Genomic DNA, 21,426 nt, shown 5'->3' on the forward strand with positions numbered 1-21,426 from the left:
AAAAGGCCAAAATGAATTCCATTGTTTTGCGATATTGCATTAAACACTATTGGAATTTTCGCTTCTCAAACCATCTATCGTTAAGTGAAAGCCCAACGCTAAAGTTAGCATAATTTTCTTGAATTAATCCAGCATTAGTTGTTCCTCTTTTTCCCATTTCGAAACCGAAATTAATATTAGAAAAAGAACCTGTTATTGGTAGTCCAAAACCAAGAGTGAAACCCATATCGTTTATAGACTCTGAATTAACAATTAAACCTGTTTTCTCATATTTTAGACCTGCACGATAAACAATTCGCTTAGCATAGCTCGAAAAAGAATTATAATTTGGCACGAAGTAACCACCTAAACTATATTTCATCGATTTCTCATAAGAAACAGCATTTGATTGATTATAACTATTAACTAAGTTTCCAACACTTCCTATAACCGCTTGCGCTCCTACCAACCATTTTCTTGCTTCTCCAATACCCAAACCTGCAGAAATCTTGCTTGGGAGCGTTAATATTCTTGTATCACTTACTTCATCACCATCCTCTACAGTAGAAAAATTAAAATCAGTATTATAATTTACTATTGACACACTACTTGTATTGTTAGAAGTCAAATCACTCTCTAACTTGTAACTTAAGCTAGTAAACAAGCTTATTTTTTTATATATCTTAGTTTGATACATGGCACCAAAAGAGAAATCTACACCAGAAAGTTTCGAATTATTTAGCTCTCTCGTTCCAACAGGAACGTCATTTACAAACACCAAACCAGAATTTTCTATTGTACCAAAATTATAATTAACATCAGCACCTAAACTAAATTTAGGACTAATTTTGTACGCTGCTCCTAAGAATGCTTTATTCAAGCCTCCACTACCATCATACCTACGGTTAACACCTCCATCAGCGGAAGACAAAGACTGTATCTGATACCCTACTGAGGAATAAGGAATTAAACCAAAACCTACACCCAATTTACCTAATGGCAATCCAACAGCTAAGTAATCTAGTGTTGTTCGTCTAGCATCCTCCGTAATGGAAGATGATTGCAATTTAGTCGTATTGTATGATCCTCCTAAAGAAAAAGTGGTTAACTTTAAATTCGCATAACTAGCTGGATTATCAATATTCAAGTGAATACTATCCTGCTCTACTGCTATCCCTGCCATCGAACGAATCTCGGCAGTACCTTTATACCTCACATCACCAATACCGTAAAAAGAATAAGGAGAAGAAGTTCCCTGCTGAGCAAAAGAAACTACTGACAAAAACAAGCAAGTAGCTATGAAAAGATTTTTAATCATTGTCGATTTTATATTGAAAAGTTTGGTTCAAACTTTCTAAAAGGAAATTTGAATTGGCAAATATGGTATTTTTTAATCGTTTAGCCAAAAATTCTGTGTCTCCACCCGTTAAAATTATTATAAAATTTGAAGCCAATCCCTGATATTCATCTATGAAACCATCAATCTCATGGACCAATCCATTAATTACTCCTGAATGAATTGACCCTGAAGTTGACGTACCAATTAGCTGATCGACATCTTCTACAATCAATAAAGGTAATTTAGCAGTAAACGCATGAAGTGATTCGTATCGCAAGCGCAAGCCTGGAGAAATTGCTCCGCCTCGATAATTATCATTCTCATCAACAAAATCATACGTGATACAAGTGCCTGCATCAATAACTAATCGATTACGCTTTGGAAACTGTAGTGTAGCTCCAGCAGCTAAAACCATTCGATCAATACCTAAAGTATGTGGTGTTTCATATAAGTTCGTAAAAGGAAAAATATCTTGATGTGAAATGAAATGAATTTGAACTTGTTTTTCGAATGCTAAAAAAGCTTGTTTTTCTAAAACACCAACAGAAGCCACCACTAAATAAAGTACTTTGGGGTATTTTTTTAAAATTTTTAAAATTTCTTTTTCTAGTTGTTTATGGTCAAAAACAAAAAACTCTAATGAGGTAGCATCCTCAAAAACAGCACCTTTAATTCGTGTATTCCCAACATCGATAGTTAAAATCATAATTAGTTTTTTGATACCGCGAAGATACGAATAGATTTTTTTTAAAAAATGTTTTGCATAAACTAAAAAAGGTTATATATTTGCACCCGCAACAAGCTCGGTACCTTAGCTCAGATGGTAGAGCAATGGACTGAAAATCCATGTGTCCCTGGTTCGATCCCTGGAGGTACCACCAAAACCCACTAAGAAATTAGTGGGTTTTTTGTTTTTTATAAGTACCTATTAAAACTAGTGGAAGGTTACAAAATAATTCAACCCTAAAAAGATCCCTAATCATAGCATTTTGAATAATTAGGAATCTCTTTTTAATAAATTGAATTTTAATCAATCGACATCTCTGGAATTTCTCCATCAACGATTAAGTGCGTAGCGGTTGCTTTTATAATTTCTTCAACAGAAACTCCAGGCGCTGTTTCTACTAGCCTAAAACCATTAGGCGTAACTTCTAAAACAGCTAACTCAGTAACTATCTTTTTTACACAACCAACACCGGTTAATGGCAGTGTACATCTTTTTAGAATTTTAGATTCTCCTGCTTTGTTAACATGCATCATGGCCACGATGATATTTTCGGCCGATGCAACTAAATCCATCGCACCACCCATACCTTTTACCATCTTTCCTGGGATTTTCCAATTAGCAATATCCCCATTTTCAGATACTTCCATAGCGCCCAAAATTGTTAAATCTACTTTTTGAGCCCGAATCATACCAAAACTAAATGCCGAATCAAAAAAACTTGCTCCTAGCAAGGTCGTGATTGTTTGTTTTCCTGCATTAATGATATCAGCATCCTCTTCGCCCTCATAAGGAAAGGGTCCCATTCCTAAAACTCCGTTTTCACTTTGAAATTCTACTGAAATATCGTTTGGAACAAAATTTGCCACCAATGTAGGAATGCCAATTCCTAGGTTCACAAAATATCCTTCTTTCACCTCTTTGGCAATTCTTTTTGCTATCTGATTTTTATCTAAAGCCATGATTTAATTTCTTTTGCGTGTTGTACGTTGCTCAATTCTCTTTTCAAAATGCGCTCCTTTAAAAATGCGCTGTACCATAATTCCAGGTATGTGAATTTGGTTTGGGTCCAATGCCCCTGCGGGCAGTAACTCTTCGACCTCAGCAATTGTTATCGTAGCTGCTCCAGCCATGCATCCGTTAAAGTTTCTCGCAGTTCCCTTAAAAATCAAATTCCCAGCCTCATCTCCTTTCCAAGCTTTTACAATTGCAAAATCGGCTTTGTATGCTAATTCCATAAGGTGCATTTTTCCATTAAACTCGCGCACTTCTTTCCCTACGGCTACTTCCGTTCCGTAACCTGCAGGAGTAAAAAAAGCAGGTATTCCAGCCTGAGCTGCTCGACACTTTTCGGCCAAAGTTCCTTGTGGCGTAAGCTCTACTTCTAATTCACCCGAAAGCATCTGACGTTCAAATTCTGCATTTTCGCCTACATAAGAGGAAATCATTTTTTTGATTTGTTTCTTTTGCAACAGTAGTCCTAGTCCAAAATTATCGACTCCTGCATTATTTGAAATACAGCTTAAATCGACTATTCCTTTTTTCACCAATTCGGCAATACTGTTTTCTGGAATTCCACAAAGACCAAAACCTCCTAGCATAAGTGTCATTCCATTCTCGATTCCTTCGAGAGCTTCTTGCACGGTATTTACTTTTTTATTTATCATAATTCACCTTGTTTATTACCTATTAGAATTAAAAAAATCTGTCAGAACTACTTCTGACAGATTTAATCCAAATGAAACTAATTTAAAAAAACCAAAATTTTACTGAGCGCTCCAACCTCCGTCTAAAGTAAAAGTGGAGCCAGTAATTGTCGTTGCGTGTTCGCCAGCCAAAAGAAGTGCCATTTCAGCAATAGCCTCAATAGGAATAAATTCTTTTACAGCCTGCTTTATTAGCATAATCTTCTCTAACACCTCATCCTCTGAAAGAGCATGTGCTTTGGCCTGATCCTTAATTTGGTTTTCCACCAAAGGCGTTCTTACATATCCAGGGCAGATTGCATTGGACGTTATATTATAAGGTGCTCCTTCTAATGCCATTACTTTAGTCATACCCACAACACCATGCTTTGCGCTTACGTAAGCCGACTTAAACTCAGAAGCCCTGATTCCATGAACAGACGAGATATTGATTATGCGACCAAATTTTTGTTCTTTCATATATTTCCATGCTGCTTTAGCAGCATAAAACACAGCATTCATATTAATTGCTATTATCTTTTCATACATTTCATTTGGGAAGTCCTCGATTGGAGACACATACTGAATTCCGGCATTATTAATCAAAACATCAATCGAGCCCAATTGCGACACTGTGTCTTCAACAAGCTGAGTAATTGCGGCAGAATCCAGTAAGTTAGCATTTGAATACCCCGTTTTCACTTTAAATTTTTCTCCTATGTTCGATGCAATTTCAGCACCATTTGCTTCCAGTCCATGAAACATTATTTGGTAGCCGTTTTTTGCAAAAATTGTAGCTATCCCCAATCCGATTCCGCTGGTACTTCCTGTAATAAGAACTGATTTACTCATTTAGTAAAAAATTTAAAATGATCGTGTTAAAAGCTTCGTGTTGATCCATTACAACTCCATGTCGTGAATTAGAGACAATAGCTACCGTTGCATTTTGCATTCTGGAAGCATACTCTTCTTTATAAGAAACAGGCATATAGTCCATATCAGATCCAACTACTAGTGTTTTATGCGGAATAGTTTCTAGTTTGTCTCCTAACCCCCATTCCATCAATGTCACAAATGTTTTATAATATACTTCTGGATTATTTTTACCGCATCGTTCTTCAAATTCATGTCGAAGCTTCTGTTGTTGTGGCTCAGGAAACATGTTTTTTGAAATTTCTTTGGCGAGTTCTTGAAGCCCTTTCATTTTTAGAAACGCAGTTCTACTTTCTAATAGTTCCGTCCCCATTTTTCCCATATTGTCAAAATCAGGTCCACTGTTGACTATTATTAATTTATCAACTACTTCCGGATGTGATACTGCCATTTGAAAAGAAACAGCACCCCCCATTGAGAAGCCAATAAAAGACGCTCTATCAATCTCTAATTTTTGCAGCAACTGGAAGATATCTTCTGTTAAGAATTCAACTCCAAAATCATTGTTATTAATCCCTGACCTTCCATGACCTCTAAAATCAGGAATGATTAATCTAAATTTTTCAGATAAGACTGAGATTTGAAAATCCCAGTCTTTTATTGTTGAGCCCAAGCCATGAAGTAGCACCAGAGTTTCCCCATGACCAACATCCTCATAGTTGATTTCTATTGAGTTAACCATTGTTTTCGGCATTCTAATTGTCTTTAGTTAACTACTTATTTCTTAGGGAAAAAGTCTATTGTATACTTCATCTCCACGTTGAACAAGGTGCTAATCACTGGCGAAGCTACAAACTCTCTCACTTTTGCATTGAAAATATTCGTAAAACTAGCTCCAAACGACAAGCGATCCGTTGCATAGTAACCAACATTAGCATCCACTGTAAATCCTCCTAGCTGTCCGTAATTCCATGTTCTTCCGTTTCTAGCATGTTCTACAATATCGTTAGTTCCATCACCGCTTAAATCCTGAGTTTTAGCAGCAATATTGATTCCTGAGAAGAAGTCATATTTTTGAACGAATCGTCCATAAACAGCACCATAGAATTTGCCTTTATTGTAATGCAATCCAACGCTAAATTTGTGCGTTGGTGTATTGATTGGCAAATCCGTTTCAAGTACTTTCCCATCTTGATTCCCATCATTACCAAGATCATTTGTATCTAGATCTCTTCCGAAATAGGAGTAGTTGAATGTAGTTCTAAAAGCATCATCGAAATAGTAATTTAACCCTAAGTCAAAACCGTAAGTATCAACCGCTCCAAAATTAGAATAAGTAAGAATAAATGCTCCATTAGAGCCTGGGACTACCTCGCCAATTGGTTTGTCACCTACCATAGTTACCGTTCTTCCGTTTGTAGCAATGTTAACTAACGGACTAATGAATCTATCTGATTGGTTATAGTAGGCATTTACATCAAGAAATAGTTTTCCCGACAGCTTTCCTTTGTATCCTATTTCGTAAGAATTGATTGTTTCCACTTCTAATTTTGCAATTTTAGTACCATCCGAAAGGGTAAAACCTTCACCATTCCCTAATACTAAACCACCAAACAAATTTCCTTTCAAATTCAGTATAGAAGGCACTGCCATTCCTTTACCATAAGTTAAACGAAAAGTACCTGTTTCAAATGATTTTGTGATTGCCGCTTTCGGAAGAAAATTGGATCCGTAAAAATCATGATTATCCACACGCATGGCAGCAAGGAATGCCCATCCTGATTCTGGCGCTTTGTACTCAAATTGGCCATACACTCCAGTTTGAGCTATCTTGATTACTCCGTCCTGATCCAATAAGTAGGTTCCTTTAGAATCTGCCATATCATATTGATACTGAGCTCCAGCGGTTAAGTAGAAATTACTCCAGTTATTATTATACTGCCCTTCAGCATTGTATCTTTTTGAAGCATCTTTAAACAATGAGCCTCTTTGTAAGGGCACACCTCCAGAACCAATTGGAAACCATTGCTCATTATACGACCTCCTTAAAGCTTCTTCCTCTGAAAAACCATTGTTAATAAAGGACACATAATTTTGTGTTCTTTGATTAATCGCGTAGGTTTCATCTGTTTTACTCCAGCTGTAATAGGTATTTAGAAAGAGACGTGGCGAAACATATTTTAATTGCGCTACATCAATGGACCAATCCTTAATTTGATTTCTACCGGCACTCGTAACCCCTAAGTTGTTACTGTTACTGTGTCCGTAATAAGTACTTAATTCTGAATCAGGAGTTAATTTGTAAAATAATCCAGCGCCATATTTTTGGGTATCAAACTTACGATCTAATTCTAACTCTTTATATGCTTTTGTACTCACATAAACTGAATCTGTATAATTGAATTCAGTTCCTTGTGACCTTTCAAAATGAAATTTGTAAGCGAATTTATCACTAACAACCTGCGCATGACGCAATCGCGCTGTTACTACGTCTTGGTTTCCCGCACCAATTGCGAAAGTAGTTCCCTGATATTTAAATGGATTTTTAGTAATAGTATTCACTAAACCATTGTGCGCATTTGGTCCGTACAAAGTTCCATTTGGTCCTAATAAAATTTCAACTCTTTCTACATCGTCTTTCGTCACTGTTTCCATTACTCCTAGTGGTAATCCTGTTGCTACTAAAGAAGACAAACGGTCATCAGTTATCTGAAGGTTTTTAGAATTAAAGGCAGAGTTAAATCCTCTGATGTTTATTCCTGTTCCTAAAACTCCTGTACGAACAAAATCAACTCCTTTTTGTCTTGATGCTAATTCCCCTAAGTTAAAGCTTGAAAACTGCTCAATTTCTTTAGTTTTTATAACGTTTACCGTTGCTGGAACCTCCGTTAACTTTTGTGGTTTCTTACCAGCCGAAACGACAACTTCATCTAGTTGTCCAAAAGATTCCTCCATTCTTAGATCTAGTTGTGTCGACTTACCGCCTTGAACTGTAACTGATAGAGAATACCCTTCAAAACCAACAAATGATAAAGCTACTTTATAGTTACCTGCAGGGACTTTGTCGAATACAAACTTCCCATTTGCATCTGATACAGTCGTTTTTTTAAGACTTACTATCTGAATCGTCGTTCCAATAAGCGGCATGCCATTCATATCGGTAATTGTTCCATTTATTGAACCATTATCCTGAGCAAAGATGAGCTGTACAAACAGGATAAGAAAAAGGTAAAGATGTTTTTTCATTGGATTAAGTATTTGATTAGTTGGTGCAATCTAAAACGAAATCAAAGAGAGCTTTCCGACTTTGTACGATTTTTTGGTGTGACTTTAGTACCATACAGCCCAAAATACACAGATACTAAATTAAAGTACCTTGATTTACTTAGATATTTTTAGGTGTGACTTTAATTTTGAAAAAGCATCAGGAAGATTTTTCGACAATCGATTGATCACTTGAATCATTAGATTCCTCTGGCTTTCGGAAATAATAATGCCATCCAATGGTTCTTTAATCTCCTCGAGCAATCGAGTAGAATTAATTTTTCCTTCCATATACTTGGATAAAGAAACGCTCCATGTAATCGTGGGCACATAATTGTCCCTTTTTCTACGATCGTTTTCAAGTTCCTGGAGTTTGTATTTTTGAAAAAGCTGCAAAACTTCATCGTATTTTTCTTTAGAAATTAACACATTAAAATAAGACGTAAAGAAAAGGTGCCAGCGGTGTTTTAGAATTGCTTCTTCATTTTTTCTAAGAAAAAGCCGCGCTATATTTTCAGCTTGTAAAAGCTGGTTAAACTCTGTCAATAATCTTATGTGGTAGGAAGTATAGCTAATTTTTTGATGGTAATTGTGGGTCAATTCTGAAAGTGATTTGAAATTTTCTAATAACTCTAATGCTTTTTGAGGCTTGTTGTTTTTTATCAAAATAGCAACTAAGTTATTGACATACATCAAAGTGTCGTCATTGTCTTGACGGATAGAAAGAAAGCCAAAATACTCCGCTTTTACCAATTCGTTTTCTTTACTGTGCAGCAAAACTCTATTGGCATAATAGTTTGATAACAGCCTGCGTGAATACATTTCTCCACGACTAAAAAAAACATCGATTTGATCAAAAAGTAGCTTTAATTTCTTATTATCGTTGTAATTTGTAAACATAAAGGCCAATAAAACAAAAGCCTGATACCTATTCCGGCCGTCAATTGTTGTGGTACTAAAAACTTTATACAACCATTTTTCCCAATATTTAGTCTCGCTATTCTTGAGCGTATATTGGTTAGTAATTTCTGTTGTAGCTTGATAAAGCTTGTCCTGTATTGTTTTTGCTTTTGAAAAATGGGGTGCATATAGCTCTAGAAAATCCGCAATAATTTGATGGTCATTGTACCTCATCCGGATCAAAACATACCCTCTGTATTCTCGAGCTAATTCATATAAATTCTGAAAATTGTAGTCGAGATATTTGTAATTTTGAATGTATTGAAGAAAGTGGTCCTCTTCTAATGATGAAATGGTATCAGTTAGAATTTTCTTTTTATAAAGCATAATCCATTCGGTCGTAAGATCGACATCGATGAAGGTTAGCTTTTTCTCCATCCAATTTTTAATATAATTGTACTTTCTCTTGTCGATATTTTCGTCAAAAGAAATAAAAACATTCTGGGAAAGTGCGTTTTTGACAACTTGATTAAAAATATCCCGCTTTTCCTCGTCCTGAAAATTATGAATCAAAGCGAGGTATTGCGCTTCATGCGGCAGGATTCTTTTGCTAAGCTCAGTAAATTTTTTTAGTTTAATCTTCATTAAATAACCTTATGACCTTTACTCTAACCAATTGGTCATTATACGATTTACTTCTATAGGTTTTTCAAACTGAACAAAGTGCCCACTTTCGGAAACAAAGTGTAAGGTACTATTTTTGATCTTTTCCTGTGCAATACCGCCAACTAAACTTATTGTCAAATTTGGATTTAGGTACCTATTCGGGATCAGATTATCGTTTTCTCCAAAAACCACTAATGTTTTCACTGCTATTAAATTCAATTCCGCATGAGTTGGCTGGTCTAACATCCCTGCAATACTTTTTACAATTGCATCACAATATTCTGGAAAATCAGCAGCTTGCTTGATCTTTTTACGATCAGAAATCATTTTTTGCGCTTCTTCAGGTAATTTAAAAAAATTGAGTTGGTAATTACGATCAATTTGCTCATCGGTTGTATTAGCCAACATATCTGCCGTTACGGCATTTTTTAATAAAAGAGCCTGTTTCTCGTTGAATGCTTCTATTCCCGCTGGCGCAATTAGAATAAGTTTGTTCAGTTTCTCAGGATAATTTATGGCCAATTTAATCGCAGCCTGTCCACCCATCGAATGTCCCGCAACACTTACATTTTTTAACTTTAATTTATCTATCAATTTCACCACTATATCAGCATAATAGCTGGGTGTATAGGCTGGTGCAACTTTGGATGATTTTCCAAAACCTGGTAGATCTATAGCTACGCAGGTGTACTTCTCTTTCAAGATTTCGATATTACGGGACCATGCATCAGCATTACTGCTCAAACCGTGAATAAAAACTATCGTTTGCTTTCCCTTACCTTCTTTTAAATAGGCAATTTCTAAATTATCAATAGTAGTATAATGAGTAGCAAACGTATAATCTGAGGTGATATTTTTCATGGTTTCAGCTTTTTGAGAAAAAGAAACAGTACTAATTATTAGGCTTAAAAACAGATACATTTTGATCATGATTTTGGAATTAATGAGTTAAAATATTCATATAGTTTTTTTCGAGAAACTTTCCCTAAACTTGTCAGCGGAATTTCATCTAAGATAAAAATGTACTTTGGATGTTTATAATATGCTAAATTTCTTTTGAGAAAATCATGAACCTTTTCGCTTGTAATTAACGCATCATTACATGTCACAAAAGCAATACTACACGCTCCCCATTTTTGATCTTTTATAGGTAAAACCAATGCATCTTTAATACCCTTCAGTTTTTCTATGCAAAACTCAATCTCTTGCGGATAGATATTTTCTCCGCCTGAAATATACATATCATCTTTCCTCCCTTTTAGGTACAAATATCCTTCAGAATCGCTACAAACTAAATCGCCTGTATGTAACCAACCATCTTTTATTTTATCCCTAGTAGCTACTGAGTTGTTCCAATAACCAGGAGTTATGATATCTCCTTGAATGCATAACTCGCCAATTTCATTTTCTTTGAGTCTTTTCCCATTCTCATCTATAATCTTAATCGAAAGATAAAAGTTAGGTTTACCAATAGAATTGGGTTTTAACAGCACCATTTCATGATGGAGAGAAGTAATACTTGGTCCAGCTTCCGTTAAACCGTAACCAGGTCTAATGTCAATATTTTTCTCTTTTTTCCAGTGTGAAACTAATTCAAAACTAACCATTTCTCCTCCCGAAATGATGTAGCGCAAATCGGTTAATTTTGCTTTTTGAAACACATCAGTTTTTTGCATCATCGTCAACATTGTTGGCAAAGCCATAAACAAAGTTGTTTTATTCTCTTCCAAAAGATATAAAACTCGTTCAGCATCAAATTTTTCTACCATCCCAATGTGCGCCCCTTTGTGCAATAAAGGCGTAATAAAAATATTCCAGCCTGAAGTATGATAAGGCGGTAGCGAATTAATAGTAGAATCTTTAAAAGTAATGCCCAGTTGCATTGACGTATTCAAACTGTTCCAAAACATCATTTTATTGGTATACAAAACACCTTTGGGCATTCCAGTAGTTCCCGAAGTATAAAAAAGAAATAATGGATTACTCTCTTTTACTTCTTTTTTAATTACGAAAGCAGGTTCCTCTTCTCTTTTAAATATAGCTGTCAATTCTGAAACATCATAAAAAGGAATATTTACTACCTCAAAATTAATTTTAGCCTGTTGAGCTTTACTACAAATTAGTAAAGACGGGCGACAATCGGCGACCAAATCGCCAATTTCAGCTTGAGAAAGCCTATAATTTAAAGGCGTCAGTATCGCCCCTAACCTTTGGCATGCCGAAAAAAGGACCAGATAAAAAGGACCGTGTTCTGCTAAAACAGCAACTCGATCTCCTTCGTGAATATTTAAACTAATTAGATGGTTTACTAAATGGTTAGTATAATTATGAATAGCAGCATAAGTATAGCTCTCTTGATCATCATATGATGTTACAGCTATCTTATCTGGCGTATAATCAGCCCATTTCGCAATCCAGTCTAATGCATTCATATATTGGTAGTTTTAGTACTAAAGGTATACAAAATCAATCCAGTACCTAAGGAAATCAAAATTGCAATCGCTGCTGATACTCCAGGATTATTTACAGTTTCCTGCATGTATGGTGTAATTCGTAAATAATAAATACCAAAATGGGACAACAACGCTACTACACTAGCAGTAAACACCACTTCTATAGGGACTTGCTTGAAAAAGGTACCAAACAAAACTGGAACAAAAGCGGCAGCAAAATAAGCGTACACTCCATTTTGAGCAAAAATCGCAACACTTAATGCTGGATGCTGAATTTGTTCCCAACTTAAAACAAAGCTTACAACTGCTAATAAGACGATTACGACTTTGTTGATCATAAATGATTTTTCTTTCGATTTTGGAGCTACTGTTCCAATTATATCTGTGGTTATTGTAATGGATAATGACTGAATTAAACTCTCTAATGTAGATAATCCGGCAGAAATAAGCCCTACAACTACTAATACTCCTGCTGCAACAGAGAACTTAGTAACCACATAAGTAGGAATAATTTCATCCATTTTTAGGGGCTTGCCATCAACCTTCAGATCTGGAAAAGTTAGACGCGCGTACAAACCCGTGAACACAACCAAAAAGTAAATCGCCATAAAAAATATACTGCTAAGCAAATACAAATTTACTTTCGATGGATCTTTTAGCATCAGTGATTTTGTAATAATATGAGGTTGGCAAACGATGGCGACACCAATTACGATTTGCGCAAAAATAATTTCGAAATAATCCCTAAACAAAAAACTACTATCGTTTGTTGTCTGCGTCAATTTAGGGTCGATTGCATTTAGTTGGTCCATAAAACCGGAAATGCCATTTTCAAAAAAATCCTTTCCCGAGTAAATTAACATAATAGCCACTATGAGCATTATAATTGCTTGAATAGTATTGGTATAAACCATAGAATTAGCTCCTCCAAACATCATATAGCCAAAAACAAAAATCGTAATTCCCATCAAAACATAAAAGGGATCCACTTGTAAGGATTTAGAAATTACCTGCGTTAATCCTACATTAATTAGAACAATAAAGGTTATCAGTAATAGTGCAATCAGACCGAAGAAAAACTTATACGAATTACTATTATATCGATTTCCCATCCATTGTGCCATCGTAGTTGCTTTTACTTTACTACCGTATTTAGCAAATCCTTTTGTAAAAACGATTAGAGAGATAATGGCTGCTATTGGCATTACAACTCCAAATGAAATGAAGCCAGAAATACCATATAAAGCAATGAATCCAGGATTAATTACAAAAGTAGCCGCACTAGTCATTGAGGCAGCTAATGACAATCCTACGACCCAAGAAGGAAATCCCATATTACCTACTGCATAATCCGAAATACTTTTTGCTTTTATAGCGCCTCTAACCACAAAAAACAAAATAACTAAAGCATACAATACTAATATCATACTGACGTATAACGTCCAATTTTGGGAATCCTTCATAATTTCAGAAATTTATCTGTAACAAAAAAAACAATTATCGATTACAATCCTCCACAAGTGTATTAATATACAAGTATGACTATTAGAACAAACAAACTGTTTTTAAGTCAAAATAACAATAAAAATGTACTTAAAACACAGTGTGACTTAAAATAATATTTCGAATCATCATCTCGTAAGCCCAACCTAATTACCCAATATTAAAGTTATAATCTAACCCTTACATACCCCACCCCTCTCACATTGATTTTTAAAGTACAAAAACACGAATGTTGTTATCTTAAAATCGGCTATTGTCATGTAACGTTCGCTTTTTTGAATTTTAAGATATACTTTTTAACATCAGCAAAAGGTTTCGCTCAGAGTTCACTATGTTCTTGAGCTATGGCATTCTTAAAATTAGTATTTGTAGTAAAAAACAACAGGAATACCATACTATCGTCATCAACATTTTTAGCGATAAGAATTCCTTCATGGTCATAAAAAATATACAAGCGTACTGCTACTGCTTTAACAAGGTAAAAAAGTAAATGGCTGATCATTCAGATCGACAAGGATGCGATACTTGTCTGGATAAACTAGCAGCTATTCTTCAGAAATAGCAATCAAATTATGCATGCTAGTTAAAAAGGAGGTTGTTTTTAAATAATCGAATGCTCGCTAACTATTTGATTTTTTATAAAATGATACTCCTATATAAAGGCAACAATCCAGACAAGGTTTTATACTTAAGACTTACTTACATCTTGAAAAAAGGACAATAGCAAAACCCTCATAAAAGTAGCAAAACCCCAATAAATACACGTTAAAAATAAGTTATCTGTAAATTAAAATCATTTTGTTTACATTATTCATTAAATATAATTGCTAATTTACTATATTTATGCAAACTTTATATACATGGAGATTTTAGCCTGCCCGAAATGCCAAGGAAACCACATTATAAAAAGTGGTGTAATCAACAATAAACAAAGGTACTTATGTAAAAAATGCAATTATTTTTTTACGGTTAATAAAATCGGAAAAAAGATAGATGATTATTACGTTACTAAGGCACTACAACTCTATCTCGAAGGTTTGAGTTATCGCGAAATAGAGCGTATTATTGGGGTATCGCATGTTACTGTAAGTAACTGGGTAAAGTCTTTTAATATAAAAAAACCTTCGCAAGCCAACTACCACCCTACTTATAAGATTTTTAATCACTTAGAACTAGTAGAATACATCAAGAACAAAGATTTACTTTCCGGTGCAGGTATGATAATAACCGAGCTCGGAGATAAGTTTATGCTAATAAAGTGGGAACGATTTAAAGATTAACTATAGTTATTTACATATATATATAGCTTACTTTTTTTTCTTAACAAAAAATTAGACTTTGGTACTCTAGAAACTAACCATTTCTCCTAACCAAACTAAAAGTTTATTATGAAAAAAGTGTATTTGATCGCAGTAGTCCTGCTTTTATCTGTAAAAGGCTTTTCACAAGGATCACCAGATTACGGCTCAGGAATGAAATTCAACTTGAACGAAGACGGCTCTAAGTATCTCAGAGTTATTTCTTGGGCACAAGTTTGGGCTCAATACAATCAAGATCGCCCTTTGGATGGCAACGGAAATCAGCAAGCAGATTTAGATTTCAGTGTTCGACGAGCGCGCGTTTTGATGTATGCTCAAATCAACAAAGACTTTATGATCTTAACTCATTTTGGACTTAACAGCCTTAATGATTCCAACTTAACCCCTACAGGAAAAGGAGACAGTTCACAAATGTTTTTACATGATGTTTGGGTGCAATATAGTCTCGGAAAAGACCACGCAGTTGGCGGAGGATTGCATTATTGGAACGGAATTTCGCGTTTAAACAATCAGAGTACTTTAAACATAATGACATTAGATAATGATAGACAAGCTTGGGCAACATTAGGACTGTCTGATCAATTCGCAAGACACATCGGTGTTTATGCTAAAGGTGCTTTCGGAAAACTACAATATCGCGTAGCTATAAATGGAGCAGCTACAAACAATTTGCAAGCAACTACAGTTCCAACTAATGGTGGTAACGTCACTTATACAGGTGCTAGATTATTGGGATCTAAGGAAGCTGGAAGAACATATGCAGGTTATTTTGAATACGGTTTTCTGGAAGCCGAAAGTAACTTTTTACCTTATAAAGTAGGAACTTATCTTGGGACAAAAAAAGTATTTAATGTAGGAGCAGGTTTTTTTGCTCATCCTAACGGAGCTGTAATTGCAGATCTTGCTGGAAACTTAACAGGAGAAAATGTTACTATTTTTGGACTAGATGCATTTTATGATGTACCGGTAGGATCACAAGGGGCTGCACTTACAGCATATGCCTTGTACCAGAACTCTAATTATGGAAAAAATTATACCCTAGGCACAACGTATGAAACTGGCGCTATGATACACAGCCATGTAGGCTACGTGATTCCAAGTAAATCAAAAACTCGTTTTCAACCCTATATTTCTTACGATAACCGCAAAATAGACGCTATAAATGACAATGCCTCTCAAGTAGGACTTGGTGCAAATGCATTTTTTAGCGGTCACAATTCTAAACTAACATTAGAATATCAAACCTTAAAATATGCCACAAACAAAGCAGTGAATACCCTTACACTGCAAGCAATGATTTACCTATAAACTATTAACTTTTTAACCACAACAATCATGAGCGATAAACAAGACAACGCAACTGCATATTGGAAGGAAAACCTAAGATACCTTCTGATATTATTAAGCATTTGGTTTGCTGTCTCCTACGGAGCAGGAATCCTTTTCAAAACTGCATTAGATTCCATAAAGTTAGGTGGTTTCCCACTTGGTTTCTGGTTTGCACAACAAGGTTCGATTTATGTATTTGTCATATTGATATTTGTCTATGTTCGATTAATGAACAAACTAGATAAAAAATACGGATACGACGAATAATTTTTAAACTATAAAAAATAAAACATCATGGATTTACAAACTTGGACCTACATAATTGTTGGAATAACCTTTGCACTTTATATCGGAATCGCTATTTGGTCGCGTGCCGGAACTACTAAAGAGTTTTACGTTGCTGGAGGAGAAATCTCTCCCCTTGCCAACGGTATGGCGACTGCTGCTGACTGGATGAGTGCCGCTTCATTTATATCAATGGCTGGGATCATTTCCTTTGATGGGTACGACGGAGCTGTGTACCTCATGGGATGGACAGGAGGATATGTTTTGCTTGCCCTCTTACTAGCGCCCTATCTTAGAAAATTCGGGAAATTTACTGTTCCAGATTTTATTGGAGAACGCTATTACTCTAATACTGCCCGTACCGTAGCAGTAATTTGTGCACTTGTCGTATCATTTACCTACGTTGCTGGGCAAATGCGAGGTGTAGGACTTGTATTCTCCAAATTCTTGGAAGTTGACATTAATACTGGAGTAATTATTGGGATGGTTATCGTTTTGTTTTATGCCACTTTAGGAGGCATGAAAGGGATAACATACACTCAAGTGGCACAATATTGCGTTTTGATATTTGCTTTTATGGTTCCTGCGATCTTTATTTCGATTCAAATGACAGGAAACCCAATTCCACAATTAGGAATGGGAAGCACTGTTACGGGTACAGATACTTACTTAATCGATAAGCTAAATGGACTCTCTACAGACTTAGGTTTTGCCACTTATACAGATGGGACAAAGTCCATGATTGACGTATTTGCCATTACACTAGCATTAATGGTGGGAACAGCTGGATTACCCCATGTAATTGTTCGTTTCTTTACGGTTAAAAGAGTGAAAGACGCAAGAAAATCAGCCGGATATGCTTTAGTTTTAATCGCCATTTTATACACTACTGCTCCTGCCATTGCTGTTTTTGCAAAAACAAATTTAATAGAAACCATAAACGGAAAAGAATACTCAACAATGCCAGCCTGGTTTACTAAATGGGAGACTACAGGTTTACTAACTTTTGATGATAAAAATGGTGATGGTAAAATTCAATACTATAATGATGCGTCAAAGGACGCTACTTTTTTAGCTGCTCAAGAAGCAAAAGGAAACAAAGGAAGCGAACTAATTATTGACAAAGACATAATGGTTCTTGCAAATCCTGAGATTGCAAACCTTCCAAACTGGGTAATTGCACTAGTCGCAGCAGGAGCTTTGGCTGCTGCCTTATCCACTGCTGCCGGATTATTACTAGTTATTTCTGCATCAGTATCACACGATATAATCAAAAAAATGATCAAACCAGATATTTCAGAAAAAGGAGAACTTTGGGCTGCTCGTGGAGCTGCCGCTGTAGCTGTTATAATTGCTGGTTATTTTGGGATAAATCCTCCTGGATTTGTAGCCGCCGTCGTCGCATTGGCTTTTGGACTGGCTGCAGCATCTCTTTTTCCTGCAATTATTCTTGGTATTTTTGACAAGAAAATGAACAAAGAAGGAGCTGTATCAGGAATGGTAGTTGGGTTATTATTGATGCTTTTCTATATGCTAAAATTTAAATTTGGTCTGTTTGATGGTGGTAAAGATGCCGTAGCTGGTTTAAAAGAAAGCTGGTGGTTTGGTATTTCACCAGAAGGCTTTGGAACTATCGCTATGATTGTAAACTTTGCTACAGCTTTTATTGTTAAAAGCTTTACACCTGAACCTCCAAGCGACGTTCAAGATATTGTTGAAAACATCCGTATACCCTCTGGAGCTGGTGAAGCCACGCACTAATTAGTATTACACTGATTAATAAAATTTTAATAAATACAATCTCTACATTTGTTTGTAGAGATTGTATTATTTAACCACATGAAAAAAAGACACGAACAAAAATTAGTTATCTTATCACTACTAATGTTATTGGTATTGAATATTCCGCTATTGCTATTGTTTGATAACGCCTCAGCCGTCCTAGGTTTCCCAATTATATACTTGCATATTTTCTCTGCATGGTTCTGTTCTATACTTATTTCTTACATTATCATAAAAAGATATTATGAATAGTCTAAGTCTCTTATTGATTTTAACAATCTATGTGTCAATACTATTTTACATAGCATATTGGGCTGAAAAAAAGAGTCGATCAAAATGGACAAATAATGCATATATCTACTCCTTTTCACTAGCTGTATATTGTTCAGCATGGACTTATTACGGTAGTATAGGTGTGGCAGCCGACTCTGGCTTAAGTTACTTAACGATCTATATAGGTCCCATTATTATCATTCCTACATGGATGATTATTCTAAAAAAAATAATACGCATTTCTAGAGTAAATAAAATAACCAGTATTGCCGATTTTATTTCATTGCGTTACGGTAACAGTAGATTTCTTGGAGCTTTAGTTACCTTAGTTTGCATTTTTGGAGTTTTACCTTATATCGCGCTGCAACTAAAATCGATTTCAGACACTTTTAATATCGTTACAAAAACACAATCTAGTTCTGACATTTTTAGCGACACTGCTACCTATGTATGTATTGCATTAGCCTTATTTGCTTCCTATTACGGTACAAAATATGTCGATGCTTCTGAAAAAAGAAGCGGTATAGTTACCGCCGTGGCGATTGAATCCATACTCAAACTTGTGTTCTTTTTGATTATTGGTGTTTACGTTACGTACTTTGTTTTTGACGGCTTTGATGATATTTATGCCAAAGCATCGTTACTTAAAAATTTCGAAAAAAAGAATACTATCGGCGGATTATCCGAAGGAATCAATTGGTTCTTTCTTTGTGTATTATCCATGTTCGCCATTTTTTTATTACCAAGACAGTTTCACACGGCTATTGTCGAAAACAACAAGGAAAAACACATTCAAACTGCAATTTGGTTGTTTCCACTCTATTTATTGTTATTCAATATTTTTGTGTTCCCAATTGCTTGGGGTGGCAACATCCTTTTTGATGGACAAGGTCTCAACGCCGACACTTATTCCTTATTAATTCCGCAATTTTTTAATAATACTTTTTTAACAGTTTTAGTCTTCCTTGGTGGGTTTTCAGCAGCAATTTCAATGATTATTGTATCTTCAATTTCTCTAGCAACCATGTTGAGCAACAACTTACTTATCCCTTATGGATTTGTAGGATCATTAGAAAACCTATCACAAGAAAAAAACAGTAAACGAATAGTAATCAGTAGAAAAATTGGGATATTCTCACTTATTATTTTTGCTTACGCCATCTATCGCGGTTTTGTTCTTGACTACTCCTTAGTATCTATTGGTCTAGTTTCATTTGTAGTTATTGCGCAGTTAGCACCAGCATTTTTTGGCGCCATTTTCTGGCGAAGAGGCTCCAAAAAGGGAGCTATAACCGGAATAATTTTAGGGTTTTTAGTGTGCTTATATACCATCCTAATCCCTTATGCTATTGGTGTAACAAAATCATCTAGTACTTTTATTCAAGAGGGTCCGTGGGGTATTGCAATGCTTAAACCATTTGCCATTTTAGGATTAGATTATTTAGAGCCTATACAGCATACCTTCTTTTGGAGTATGTTCTTGAATACGATGAGTTACCTTGCAATTTCAGTTAGTTTTAAAGGGAATTACAGGGAACGTAACTATGCCGAAATGTTTGTAGACATAGATAAATACATCACTAATCATGAAAATGCTTTTATCTGGAAAGGTACTGCCTACATCTCTGACATTCAAAAAGTACTGCTGCGTTTTCTTGGCGAAGAACGCACTAATCGAGCATTAACAATTTTTAATATAAAGTACAACATCGAAAAAAACACCAATACGGCTGATGCCCGATTTGTAAAATTTGCCGAGAATTTATTAACAGGTCACATCGGAACGGCTTCTGCTAAAATATTGATCGCCAGTGTAATCAAAGAAGATAAAATCAGCTTGCCTGAAGTCCTTCGTATTTTGGAGGAATCTAAAGAGAATATCATCATAAACAAGAAACTAACCGATACATCTAACGAATTAAAACAAATATCTGAACAATTAAAAAACGCCAATTTAGAGCTAATAAATAAGGATATTCAGAAAGATGAATTTCTTGACACCGTTACACATGAACTACGAACGCCTATTACTGCAATAAGAGCAGCAAGTGAAATACTCCATGACGATGATGATATACCCGAGGGATTGCGCAAACAATTTTTGAAAAATATCATTTCAGAATCAGATCGTTTAAATCGCTTAATAGATAAAATTCTGGATTTAGAAAAGTTTGAAACAGGCAAACAAAAGATTTACTTATCAAAGAATGACATATCATTGACCATTACAAAGACGCTGAATTCTTTAAACCAGTTAATCGTAAACAAAAATATTAATATTGAATTAAAGAATAATCATTCTGAAATAAAAGCATTTTATGACGAGGAACGCATTGTACAAGTAATACACAATTTATTATCTAATGCTATAAAATTTTGCCCTGAAACCGATGGAAAAATCAGCATTACCATCGAAGAAAACGATGATCATATCGCTGTAAGGATTCACAACAATGGCAAAACGATAAAAGAGCACGATGTTGAGCCAATATTTGATAAATTCTATCAATCACGAAATCAAAACATTAAAAAACCGATAGGAAGCGGCTTAGGATTAGCCATTTGTAAGCAAATTATAGAACACCATAAAGGTACTATCAAAGCCCTGCCCAATGTTAGCGATGGAGCCACGTTCCTTTTTACGTTACCTAAATACAACACAACAGAAAACAATTAAAAAATGAGAAAAATTTTAATCGTAGACGACGAACCCAATATTGTAATGTCCTTAGAATATACTTTCAAGAAAAATAATTTTGAGGTTTTTATAGCGCGTGACGGCCAAGAAGCATTAGACATCTTAAAAATACAATTGCCAGACATTATTATTCTTGATGTTATGATGCCTATGGTAGATGGATATGCTACGCTCGAACAAATTAAAAAAGACGAACGGCTTCAGCATTGCAAAGTGATTTTTCTATCGGCAAAAAACAAAGAACAAGACATCGAGAGGGGACTACAATTAGGAGCTAATTTATATGTTACTAAGCCTTTTTCTGTAAAGAAACTAGTTGATCAAGTTCAGGAATTAATCCAAAAATAAAACCTT

At 35.2% G+C, this 21,426-nt stretch carries 18 protein-coding genes and 1 tRNA gene; 8 read left to right on the forward strand and 11 right to left on the reverse strand.

Annotated elements, in window-relative coordinates; all coding sequences use genetic code 11:
• Window positions 1–46: 46 nt before the first annotated feature.
• The gene (locus tag H8R22_RS00520) at window positions 47–1,297 is read right to left on the reverse strand and encodes a hypothetical protein (RefSeq protein ID WP_187009470.1); all 1,251 of its coding nucleotides are present in this window, start codon (window positions 1,295–1,297) and stop codon (window positions 47–49) included.
• Entirely contained in the window at window positions 1,290–2,024 is a 735-nt protein-coding gene (locus H8R22_RS00525) for a type III pantothenate kinase (protein ID WP_187009469.1), read from the reverse strand. The genes H8R22_RS00520 and H8R22_RS00525 overlap by 8 nt, the downstream gene beginning before the upstream one ends.
• A gap of 99 nt (window positions 2,025–2,123) precedes the next feature.
• Between H8R22_RS00525 and H8R22_RS00530 the strand changes: the two genes are divergently transcribed.
• A tRNA-Phe gene (locus H8R22_RS00530) sits at window positions 2,124–2,199 on the forward strand.
• Window positions 2,200–2,344: 145 nt separating this feature from the next.
• On the opposite strand, the gene H8R22_RS00535 is transcribed toward H8R22_RS00530, so the two are convergent.
• The 9 genes from H8R22_RS00535 to H8R22_RS00575 form a co-directional block, all read right to left on the reverse strand.
• Window positions 2,345–3,004 carry a 3-oxoacid CoA-transferase subunit B gene (locus H8R22_RS00535; RefSeq protein ID WP_187009468.1) on the reverse strand — a complete coding sequence of 220 codons (660 nt, stop codon included), beginning with the start codon at window positions 3,002–3,004 and terminating at the stop codon, window positions 2,345–2,347.
• Window positions 3,005–3,007: 3 nt separating this feature from the next.
• Window positions 3,008–3,709 (reverse strand): CoA transferase subunit A, encoded by a 702-nt coding sequence (locus tag H8R22_RS00540; RefSeq protein WP_187009467.1) that lies wholly within the window; start codon window positions 3,707–3,709, stop codon window positions 3,008–3,010.
• 99 nt (window positions 3,710–3,808) lie between these two features.
• Window positions 3,809–4,579 carry a 3-hydroxybutyrate dehydrogenase gene (locus H8R22_RS00545; protein WP_187009466.1) on the reverse strand — a complete coding sequence of 257 codons (771 nt, stop codon included), beginning with the start codon at window positions 4,577–4,579 and terminating at the stop codon, window positions 3,809–3,811.
• On the reverse strand, window positions 4,572–5,354 hold the full coding sequence (locus H8R22_RS00550) for an alpha/beta fold hydrolase (protein WP_187009465.1): 783 nt from the start codon (window positions 5,352–5,354) through the stop codon (window positions 4,572–4,574). The genes H8R22_RS00545 and H8R22_RS00550 overlap by 8 nt, the downstream gene beginning before the upstream one ends.
• Before the next feature lie 23 nt (window positions 5,355–5,377).
• A complete protein-coding gene (locus tag H8R22_RS00555) occupies window positions 5,378–7,846 on the reverse strand; it encodes a TonB-dependent receptor (RefSeq protein ID WP_187009464.1) in 2,469 nt (822 codons plus the stop codon).
• Window positions 7,847–7,981: 135 nt separating this feature from the next.
• A complete protein-coding gene (locus H8R22_RS00560; RefSeq protein ID WP_187009463.1) occupies window positions 7,982–9,409 on the reverse strand; it encodes a hypothetical protein in 1,428 nt (475 codons plus the stop codon).
• An 18-nt stretch (window positions 9,410–9,427) separates the two neighbouring features.
• On the reverse strand, window positions 9,428–10,291 hold the full coding sequence (locus tag H8R22_RS00565) for an alpha/beta fold hydrolase (RefSeq protein ID WP_187009462.1): 864 nt from the start codon (window positions 10,289–10,291) through the stop codon (window positions 9,428–9,430).
• Between the two features lie 65 nt (window positions 10,292–10,356).
• Window positions 10,357–11,862 carry a class I adenylate-forming enzyme family protein gene (locus tag H8R22_RS00570; RefSeq protein ID WP_187009461.1) on the reverse strand — a complete coding sequence of 502 codons (1,506 nt, stop codon included), beginning with the start codon at window positions 11,860–11,862 and terminating at the stop codon, window positions 10,357–10,359.
• Window positions 11,859–13,346, reverse strand: coding sequence for a sodium:solute symporter family transporter (locus H8R22_RS00575; RefSeq protein ID WP_187009460.1), 1,488 nt, complete (start codon window positions 13,344–13,346; stop codon window positions 11,859–11,861). The genes H8R22_RS00570 and H8R22_RS00575 overlap by 4 nt, the downstream gene beginning before the upstream one ends.
• Window positions 13,347–14,246: 900 nt before the next feature.
• Between H8R22_RS00575 and H8R22_RS00580 the strand changes: the two genes are divergently transcribed.
• The 7 genes from H8R22_RS00580 (at window position 14,247) to H8R22_RS00610 (ending at window position 21,420) form a co-directional block, all read left to right on the forward strand.
• On the forward strand, window positions 14,247–14,666 hold the full coding sequence (locus H8R22_RS00580) for a transposase-like zinc-binding domain-containing protein (RefSeq protein ID WP_187009459.1): 420 nt from the start codon (window positions 14,247–14,249) through the stop codon (window positions 14,664–14,666).
• A 108-nt stretch (window positions 14,667–14,774) separates the two neighbouring features.
• Window positions 14,775–16,013 (forward strand): hypothetical protein, encoded by a 1,239-nt coding sequence (locus H8R22_RS00585; protein WP_187009458.1) that lies wholly within the window; start codon window positions 14,775–14,777, stop codon window positions 16,011–16,013.
• A gap of 27 nt (window positions 16,014–16,040) precedes the next feature.
• Complete coding sequence (locus H8R22_RS00590; protein WP_187009457.1) at window positions 16,041–16,301, forward strand: DUF4212 domain-containing protein; 261 nt, start codon at window positions 16,041–16,043, stop codon at window positions 16,299–16,301.
• Window positions 16,302–16,328: 27 nt separating this feature from the next.
• Window positions 16,329–18,080, forward strand: coding sequence for a sodium:solute symporter family protein (locus tag H8R22_RS00595; protein ID WP_187009456.1), 1,752 nt, complete (start codon window positions 16,329–16,331; stop codon window positions 18,078–18,080).
• A 78-nt stretch (window positions 18,081–18,158) separates the two neighbouring features.
• The gene (locus tag H8R22_RS00600) at window positions 18,159–18,353 is read left to right on the forward strand and encodes a hypothetical protein (protein WP_187009455.1); all 195 of its coding nucleotides are present in this window, start codon (window positions 18,159–18,161) and stop codon (window positions 18,351–18,353) included.
• Window positions 18,346–21,051, forward strand: a complete 2,706-nt coding sequence (locus tag H8R22_RS00605) for a sodium:solute symporter family transporter (protein ID WP_187009454.1) — start codon at window positions 18,346–18,348, stop codon at window positions 21,049–21,051. Before H8R22_RS00600 ends, H8R22_RS00605 begins: the two co-directional genes overlap by 8 nt.
• 3 nt (window positions 21,052–21,054) lie before the next feature.
• A complete protein-coding gene (locus tag H8R22_RS00610) occupies window positions 21,055–21,420 on the forward strand; it encodes a response regulator transcription factor (protein ID WP_187009453.1) in 366 nt (121 codons plus the stop codon).
• Window positions 21,421–21,426: the final 6 nt, after the last annotated feature.

The organism is Flavobacterium kayseriense (assembly GCF_014305095.1).
Lineage (GTDB): Bacteria > Bacteroidota > Bacteroidia > Flavobacteriales > Flavobacteriaceae > Flavobacterium > Flavobacterium kayseriense.

Excerpts from the sequence above, each read along its gene's own strand:
- H8R22_RS00520 (WP_187009470.1), bottom strand. The coding sequence starts at position 1,297 with ATGATTAAAAATCTTTTCATAGCTACTTGCTTGTTTTTGTCAGTAGTT.
- H8R22_RS00525 (WP_187009469.1), bottom strand. The coding sequence starts at position 2,024 with ATGATTTTAACTATCGATGTTGGGAATACACGAATTAAAGGTGCTGTT.
- H8R22_RS00535 (WP_187009468.1), bottom strand. The coding sequence starts at position 3,004 with ATGGCTTTAGATAAAAATCAGATAGCAAAAAGAATTGCCAAAGAGGTG.
- H8R22_RS00540 (WP_187009467.1), bottom strand. The coding sequence starts at position 3,709 with ATGATAAATAAAAAAGTAAATACCGTGCAAGAAGCTCTCGAAGGAATC.
- H8R22_RS00545 (WP_187009466.1), bottom strand. The coding sequence starts at position 4,579 with ATGAGTAAATCAGTTCTTATTACAGGAAGTACCAGCGGAATCGGATTG.
- H8R22_RS00550 (WP_187009465.1), bottom strand. The coding sequence starts at position 5,354 with ATGCCGAAAACAATGGTTAACTCAATAGAAATCAACTATGAGGATGTT.
- H8R22_RS00555 (WP_187009464.1), bottom strand. The coding sequence starts at position 7,846 with ATGAAAAAACATCTTTACCTTTTTCTTATCCTGTTTGTACAGCTCATC.
- H8R22_RS00560 (WP_187009463.1), bottom strand. The coding sequence starts at position 9,409 with ATGAAGATTAAACTAAAAAAATTTACTGAGCTTAGCAAAAGAATCCTG.
- H8R22_RS00565 (WP_187009462.1), bottom strand. The coding sequence starts at position 10,291 with ATGAAAAATATCACCTCAGATTATACGTTTGCTACTCATTATACTACT.
- H8R22_RS00570 (WP_187009461.1), bottom strand. The coding sequence starts at position 11,862 with ATGAATGCATTAGACTGGATTGCGAAATGGGCTGATTATACGCCAGAT.
- H8R22_RS00575 (WP_187009460.1), bottom strand. The coding sequence starts at position 13,346 with ATGAAGGATTCCCAAAATTGGACGTTATACGTCAGTATGATATTAGTA.
- H8R22_RS00580 (WP_187009459.1), top strand. The coding sequence starts at position 14,247 with ATGGAGATTTTAGCCTGCCCGAAATGCCAAGGAAACCACATTATAAAA.
- H8R22_RS00585 (WP_187009458.1), top strand. The coding sequence starts at position 14,775 with ATGAAAAAAGTGTATTTGATCGCAGTAGTCCTGCTTTTATCTGTAAAA.
- H8R22_RS00590 (WP_187009457.1), top strand. The coding sequence starts at position 16,041 with ATGAGCGATAAACAAGACAACGCAACTGCATATTGGAAGGAAAACCTA.
- H8R22_RS00595 (WP_187009456.1), top strand. The coding sequence starts at position 16,329 with ATGGATTTACAAACTTGGACCTACATAATTGTTGGAATAACCTTTGCA.
- H8R22_RS00600 (WP_187009455.1), top strand. The coding sequence starts at position 18,159 with ATGAAAAAAAGACACGAACAAAAATTAGTTATCTTATCACTACTAATG.
- H8R22_RS00605 (WP_187009454.1), top strand. The coding sequence starts at position 18,346 with ATGAATAGTCTAAGTCTCTTATTGATTTTAACAATCTATGTGTCAATA.
- H8R22_RS00610 (WP_187009453.1), top strand. The coding sequence starts at position 21,055 with ATGAGAAAAATTTTAATCGTAGACGACGAACCCAATATTGTAATGTCC.